Origin of the sequence: Kitasatospora purpeofusca (genome assembly GCF_034043715.1) — a bacterium.
Lineage (GTDB): Bacteria > Actinomycetota > Actinomycetes > Streptomycetales > Streptomycetaceae > Kitasatospora > Kitasatospora purpeofusca_A.
Genome location: NZ_JAXCLC010000144.1, coordinates 1 through 6,451, shown reverse-complemented (window position 1 = coordinate 6,451; position 6,451 = coordinate 1). Strand labels below are relative to the sequence as shown.

The 6,451-nt window shown below is 74.1% G+C and carries 8 protein-coding genes and 1 riboswitch; of the genes, 1 reads left to right on the top strand and 7 read right to left on the bottom strand.

What is annotated here, in order from left to right:
• Window positions 1–85: 85 nt before the first annotated feature.
• The 6 genes from SM793_RS36110 to sodN all read right to left on the bottom strand — a co-directional run bounded on the left by SM793_RS36110 (window position 86) and on the right by sodN (window position 5,016).
• Window positions 86–496, bottom strand: coding sequence for an anti-sigma regulatory factor (locus SM793_RS36110; protein ID WP_320443374.1), 411 nt, complete (start codon window positions 494–496; stop codon window positions 86–88).
• A gap of 302 nt (window positions 497–798) precedes the next feature.
• Complete coding sequence (locus SM793_RS36105) at window positions 799–1,275, bottom strand: GNAT family N-acetyltransferase (protein WP_320443373.1); 477 nt, start codon at window positions 1,273–1,275, stop codon at window positions 799–801.
• Window positions 1,276–1,347: 72 nt separating this feature from the next.
• Window positions 1,348–2,343, bottom strand: coding sequence for an ABC transporter substrate-binding protein (locus SM793_RS36100; protein WP_320443372.1), 996 nt, complete (start codon window positions 2,341–2,343; stop codon window positions 1,348–1,350).
• 54 nt (window positions 2,344–2,397) lie between these two features.
• Window positions 2,398–3,168, bottom strand: a complete 771-nt coding sequence (locus SM793_RS36095) for an ABC transporter ATP-binding protein (RefSeq protein ID WP_320443375.1) — start codon at window positions 3,166–3,168, stop codon at window positions 2,398–2,400.
• 23 nt (window positions 3,169–3,191) lie between these two features.
• Window positions 3,192–4,283 (bottom strand): iron ABC transporter permease, encoded by a 1,092-nt coding sequence (locus SM793_RS36090; protein ID WP_320443371.1) that lies wholly within the window; start codon window positions 4,281–4,283, stop codon window positions 3,192–3,194.
• Window positions 4,284–4,399: 116 nt separating this feature from the next.
• Window positions 4,400–4,471, bottom strand: a riboswitch (cobalamin riboswitch).
• Between the two features lie 149 nt (window positions 4,472–4,620).
• On the bottom strand, window positions 4,621–5,016 hold the full coding sequence (sodN, locus tag SM793_RS36085; RefSeq protein ID WP_320443370.1) for a superoxide dismutase, Ni: 396 nt from the start codon (window positions 5,014–5,016) through the stop codon (window positions 4,621–4,623).
• A gap of 240 nt (window positions 5,017–5,256) precedes the next feature.
• On the opposite strand from sodN, the gene sodX reads away from it, so the two are divergent.
• The gene (gene sodX / locus SM793_RS36080; protein WP_320443369.1) at window positions 5,257–5,715 is read left to right on the top strand and encodes a nickel-type superoxide dismutase maturation protease; all 459 of its coding nucleotides are present in this window, start codon (window positions 5,257–5,259) and stop codon (window positions 5,713–5,715) included.
• Window positions 5,716–5,731: 16 nt separating this feature from the next.
• On the opposite strand, the gene SM793_RS36075 is transcribed toward sodX, so the two are convergent.
• Window positions 5,732–6,319, bottom strand: coding sequence for a CGNR zinc finger domain-containing protein (locus SM793_RS36075; RefSeq protein WP_320443368.1), 588 nt, complete (start codon window positions 6,317–6,319; stop codon window positions 5,732–5,734).
• Window positions 6,320–6,451 lie beyond the last annotated feature (132 nt).

The following is a 6,451-nucleotide window of genomic DNA, read 5'->3' as shown; positions in this document are numbered from 1 at the left end:
GGGACGGGGCGCCGGCCGGCCGGCCGGGGGGGGGGCCGCCCGCACGGCCCTTGTCAGGTGCTGCTGCCGCGCTGCCGCGGCGGACCTAGTGGGCGGCGGAGCCGCCGCGCTTCTTGTGCAGGCTGATCGACACGGTCTTGTCCTCGGCGACCGTGGACTCGACCTCGCCGGCCAGCGCGGAGAGCACCGTCCAGGCGAAGGTGTCGCGTTCGGGTGCCCGGCCGTCGGTGGTGGGCGCCGAGACGATCACCTTGAGGGAGTCGCCGACCAGGCGGAACTCGCAGCAGAGGACCGAGCCGGGGACGGCCTGCTGGAGCAGGATGGCGCAGGCCTCGTCGACCGCGATCCGCAGGTCCTCGATCTCGTCCAGGGTGAAGTCCAGCCGGGCCGCGAGGCCCGCCGTGGCTGTACGCAGGACCGAGAGGTAGGCCCCGGCCGCGGGTAGCCGGACCTCCACGAAGTCCTGAACTCCGGGCTCGCCGTCGATCTGGGACACCCCCACCTCCTGGGTGACGCGCTGTGCTTCCGGGCCGGTGGCCGCGGCACTGTCTGTTGCTTGGCTCAACTGCTTCGCCCCAACTGTCCAGAGGGGTGGTGCGGTACGTACCGGTCTTACCCCTCGGGGGTCGTCCGGACGCCGCCGTCCGTCCGAGACGTTACCGCGTTCGTGCCCCGGAGCGGGAGTCACTCATGGTAAGGCATCGCGACTCAGGGTGGCAGGGGTCCGACGAGGGACCTTGTGCGCCCTCCGCGTACGCCCTCCGCGCGCGGGTTCGGTGCGCCTGGTTCGTGCCCGGTTCAGCGCGCGCCGGCGGCGGTGAGCGCCTCGCCGGTGAGGCGGTAGACGGTCCAGCCGTCCATCGGCACCGCGCCGAGCGCCTTGTAGAAGTCGATCGAGGGCCGGTTCCAGTCCAGCACCGACCACTCGACCCGGGCGTAGCCGCGCTCGACGGCGATCCGGGCGAGTTCCAGCAGCAGCGCCTTGCCGTGGCCGCCACCGCGGGCGGTCGGGTCGACGTAGAGGTCCTCCAGGTAGATCCCGTGGCTACCGCGCCAGGTCGAGAAGTTGAGGAACCAGAGCGCGAAGCCGACCGGCTCGCCGGTGGTGTCGTCCTCGGCGATCAGGCCGAACACGGCCGGCTGCTCGCCGAACAGGGCGGCCCGCAGCTGCTCCTCGGTGGCGATCGCCTCGTGCGCGGCCTTCTCGTACTCCGCGAGCTCGTGGATCATGCGGTGGATCACGGGGACGTCGGCGGGAACTGTGGTGCGGATCATGGCTCCGAGCCTACTGGGCGGCCCGGTTTCCGTCCCGGGCCGTCCGCCCCCGGCCGGGAGCGTCGGGGCGCCTCAGCGGGCCGGGACGGTCCGCAGGTAGGCCGCCAGGGCGGTGACCGCGGCCGGGTTGCGGGGGCTCTCGACCAGGTCGACGTAGTCCAGTACGAAGATCCGGTCGTTGCGGACGGCCGAGACGCCGGCCAGCGGCGGGAAGGACTTCAGGAACTGCCGCTTCGCCTCGGCGTCGGGGGTGCCGTAGTTGTTGATCACGATCACCTCGGGGTCGCGCTCGACCACGGTCTCCCAGCCCACCGTGGTCCAGGAGTCGGCGACGTCCCCGGTCACGTTCCGCCCGCCGGCCTTGGTGATGATCTCCTCCGGTGCGGCGAACCGGCCGGAGGTGAAGGGCTTGTCCTCGCCGCTGTCGTACAGGAAGACACCCGGACGGTACGCGGGCTCGGGGACGGCCGCGATCTCCGCCTTGAACCCGGCGATCAGCCGGTCCGCCCGGTCCCGGACGTCGAAGATCTCGCCCAGGTTGGCGAGGTCCGTGTACAGCGCGTGCAGCGGGGACATCACCCCCCGCTCCGTGCCCTTGCCGCTGCGGCAGGACTCGCTGAGCACGTAGGAGCCGATGCCGAGGCCGGCCAGGGCCTGCGGGGTGACGCCCAGGCTCTCGTCGAAGCCGTAGTGCCAGCCGGCGAACACCAGGTCGGCCCGGGCCTCCAGCGCGATCTCCTTGGTGATCTGCTTCTTGGAGAGCCACCGGGCGCGCTGGTAGGCGTCCTTCCAGGCGACCTTGTCGACCTGGCCCTTGTCGTCCGGCATCACGTAGCCGGCCATCCGGTCCTCCAGCCCGAGCGCGAACATCAGCTCCGTGATGCCGACGTCGTTCGTCACCGCGCGGGCGGGCTTCTGCGCGAAGGTGACCGGGCTGCCGCAGTTCTCGACGGTCACCGGGTAGTGGGCGGACGCGGCGGCGCCGTCGCCGCGCGGGGCGATCTCGGCGCCGCAGCCGGTGAGGGCGAGGGCGAGCAGGGCGGCGGCGGCAACGGCCTTGGTGCGCATGGGAGGTCCTCGGGGCGGTGGGCGGTCGGTCGGGCGGACGGGAAGCCGGGCCGGTCAGGGCAGGCGGTCGAACAGCAGCTGGACGGCGCCGGTGACCGGGTGCCGGACCGGCGTCGCCCGGACCTTGAACACCTCCGCCAGCAGCGCCGGTTCGAGCACCTCGGCGGGCGGTCCGGAGGCGACGATCCGCCCCTCCATGACCACGTACAGCAGATCGCAGTGGCCGGCGGCCAGATTGAGGTCGTGCAGCGCGGTGAGCACCGTCGGCCCGGCCTCCCGGACGAGCGCCAGCACCTCCAACTGATGGGTGATGTCCAGGTGGTTGGTGGGTTCGTCGAGCACCAGCACCCGGGGCTCCTGGACCAGCGCGCGGGCGATCAGCACCCGCTGCTTCTCGCCGCCGGAGAGGCTCAGGTAGCCCCGGCCGGCCAGGTGCCCGGCGCCGACCCGGCGCAGCGCGGTGGCGCAGTGCTCCTCGTCGGCCGCGGACGGGCCGCCCAGGGCGCCGCGCCGGTGCGGCAGCCGGCCCATGCCGACCACCTCGGCGACGGTGAAGTCGAACTCGGCGGAGTGCTCCTGCGGCAGCGCCGCGACCCGTCGGGCGGCCTCGCGCGGGGGGAGCCGGTGGATCTCCTCGCCGCCCAGCAGGACGGCCCCGGCGGCGGGCCGCAGCGCCCGGTAGACGCAGCGCAGCAGGGTCGACTTGCCGCTGCCGTTCGGGCCGACCAGGCCGACCACCTGGCCGGCGGCGGCGGTCAGGGTGACCTCGTGGACCAGCCGGACGCCGGCCAGGTCGACCGAGACCCGGTCGACGGCGAGGTGCAGGGCCCCGCTAGTGCCGGCGGCGCTCACCGGCCGCCCCCGAAGGCGTAGCCGCGACGGCGCATCAGCAGCAGGAAGCAGGGCACTCCGACGGCCGCCGTGACCACGCCGACGGGCAGTTCGGCGGGGGCCAGCAGGGTGCGCGAGACGATGTCCACCCAGACCAGCAGCAGCGCCCCGGCGAGCGGCGCGACCAGCAGCACCCGGCGGTGGCCGGCGCCGACCAGCATCCGGGCCAGGTGCGGGACCATCAGCCCGACGAAGCCGATCGCCCCGCTGACCGCGACCACGGTGCCGGTGACGGCCGCGGTCACCACGAACAGCGCGCGCCGCAGCCGGTCCGGGTCCACGCCGAGCGAGGCGGCCGTCTCGTCGCCCATCGCCAGCGCGTCCAGTCGCCCGGCGGCGCGGGCCAGGTACGCCAGGCCGGCCAGCACGGTGACGGCGGCGATCGGCACCGAGCCCCAGGTGGCCCCGCCGAGGCTGCCGAGCAGCCACATCATGGCCGAGCGGGCGGCCTCGCCGCGGGCGGCGGCGAAGACCATCAGCGCGGTCACGGCGGAGAAGCCGTAGGACATCGCGGTACCGGTGAGCACCAGCCGCAGCGGGGTGAGCCCGTGGGCGGTACGGGCCGTCAGATAGACCAGCACCATGGCCAGCAGGGCCGAGGCGAAGGCGGAGGCGGAGAGCGCCCAGACGCCGAGCGAGGCGAAGGCGCCGAACATCAGCACGGCGTTGGCCCCGACCGAGGCCCCGGAGGAGATGCCGAGCACGAACGGGTCGGCGAGCGCGTTGCGGACCATCGCCTGGACGGCGACCCCGGTGGCGGCGAGTCCGGCGCCGACCACGGCGGCCAGGACGGCGCGCGGCAGCCGGATCTCCCAGACGATGGCGTACGCGGCGGCCTCCTCGGCCTCCAGCCGACCGCCCGTCAGGCCGGCGCCCAGGAGCCGCAGGACCTGGACCCAGCCGAGGCCGGCGGAGCCCACCGCGACGGCGCAGACCAGCGAGCCGAGCAGGGCCGCGGCGAGTCCGGCGGCCAGGGGGAGGGCGGGTGTCCGGCGGTGGCCCGGTGGGGCCGCGGCGGTGGCCGGTGCGGCCGCGGTGCTGCTGCTCACTGGTGCACGCCTTGCCTCGGGCCGGGTGCGGCGAGGGGCGGCGGGTCCGGGCGCGGGTGTGCCGGGGCGCCATCCCCTCGCAGTCCGCGGCGAGTTGTCGGGAGGTCGGCGCCCCCGGGCGATCGGGCTCACGGCCGTAGGGGCCGCTTACCGTTGCGGGTCAGCGCCGGATTCGCACCGGCTTCCCCCGTGGGACGCCCTGGCAGCATAACAAGCGCTCGCGGCCTACGACCCTTACTGGTCGAACCGTCGAACGGTCGTGCCCGTCCGGCCCCGAACGCGCGACCGCCCCCGTCCGGATCCGGACGGGGGCGGCCGAAAGGCGACCGGGCGGGGATCAGCCCTGCTTGGTCTCCCAGAAGATCTTGTCCACCTCGGCGATGAGGTCGAGCAGCGCCTGGCCGGTGGCCGGGTCGGTGGACGCCTTGGTGGCCGAGGCGGCCTTCAGGGTGTCGTTGATGAGCTGGTGCAGCTGCGGGTACTTCTCGAAGTGCGGGGCCTTGAAGTAGTCGCTCCACAGCACCGAGATGTGGTGCTTGACCGCCTCGGCGCGCTGCTCCTTGATGATGATGGCGCGGGCGCGGAAGTGCGCGTCCTCGTTGGCCTGGTACTTCTCCTGGGTGGCCTTGACCGACTCGGCCTCGATCCGGGCCTGGGCCGGGTCGTAGACACCGCAGGGCAGGTCGCAGTGGGCGTGGGCGGTGGCGCGAGGTGCAAACAGACGAGAGAACATGGGAGTCCTTCCTTAGATCGTCTTCCCGCGCCCGAGATTACCTGCCGGACCGTCCGGTTTCCCGGCCGGGCGGCCCGCCTAGGGCAAAAGACCGAGCCGGAACCGGATGAATCCGGACATCGGCGGCCGGCGGCCGGTGCGGCAGACTGGTCGGTGACAGGCGACGCCGCGACAGCGGGACGGCAGGACGCGGCGGGAGCCGGACGGGAAACGGCGGGACGCGAGCCGGGAGGAGGAGCCGTGGCACGGAGCGCGGAACCGGAGGGCGGTCCGCCGGGCGGCGGCGCGCCGTTCGGGCTGATCGACGTGGCGGGGGACTCGATGGTGCCGACGCTGCGCGACGGGGACCAGTTGCTGGTCCGCTACGGCGCGCGGATCCGGCCCGGCGCGGTGGTGGTGTTCCGTCACCCGTTCCAGCAGGACCTGCTGGTGGTCAAGCGGGCCGACGGCCGCCGGCCCAAGGGCTGGTGGCTGCTCTCCGACAACCGGCCGGTGGACAGCGACAGCCGCAGCTACGGGGCGGTGCCGGACGAGCTGGTGCTCGGCCGGGTGCTGCTGCGGCTGCGCCCGCGCCCGGCCTGGCTGGCGCCCGGACCGCGGCTGGAGCGGCTGCTGCTGGCCGTCCCGTTGGCGCGGGTGCCCGGGCTCGCCCGCCGCCTCGGCGTCTGGATCCGGCCGGAGGAACTCCCGGTCCGCTAGTGTCCGGCGGGCTCCGCTAGTGCCCGGCCGCCGCGGCCTCCTGGGCCTCCAGGCGCTTGCGGGCCCGGTAGGCGGCCACGTTGGCGCGGGTGGCGCAGCGGTCCGAGCAGTACCGGCGGGACCGGTTGGTCGAGGTGTCCAGATAGGCGTTGCGGCAGGGCGCGGCCTGGCAGATGCCGAGCCGGTCGGCGCCCAGCTCGGTCAGGTGGACGGCCAGGCCCATGCAGGCGACGGCGCTGTAGTGCGCGGTGGCGGTCGGCGAGTTGTCGGCGAGGTGCAGGTGCCAGCGGGGCCGGCCGGCCTCGTCGAGGTGGTCGTGCCCGGAGACCAGCGGGCTGACCGGGAACTCCATCAGCAGGCTGTTCAGCAGGTCGACGCTGCGCACCTCCTCGCCCTCGGCGGCGGCCTCGAAGACCCCGCGCAGCCGGGTGCGGACGGCCCGCAGCCGGGGCAGGTCCGATTCGTCGGCGAGGTCGCGGGCGCGGGAGGAGGCCGAGAACAGGCCGCGCACCGCGTCCACCGAGGTCAGCGAGTCGGTGCCGCGCGCGGGCTCCTCGGTGTTCACCAGCCGGACGGCCAGATCGGCGTACGAGGCGAGCTCCACGGTGGTCCTTCCAGAGATCGGTAACGGGCTGATCGCCTCCAGCCTATTACCCATGGGGCGAAAGCGGTAAAAGCGCGGCGCCCGGCCGGCTCGGCCAGCCCGGCGCCCTCCACCGACGCCGTCAGAGCACCG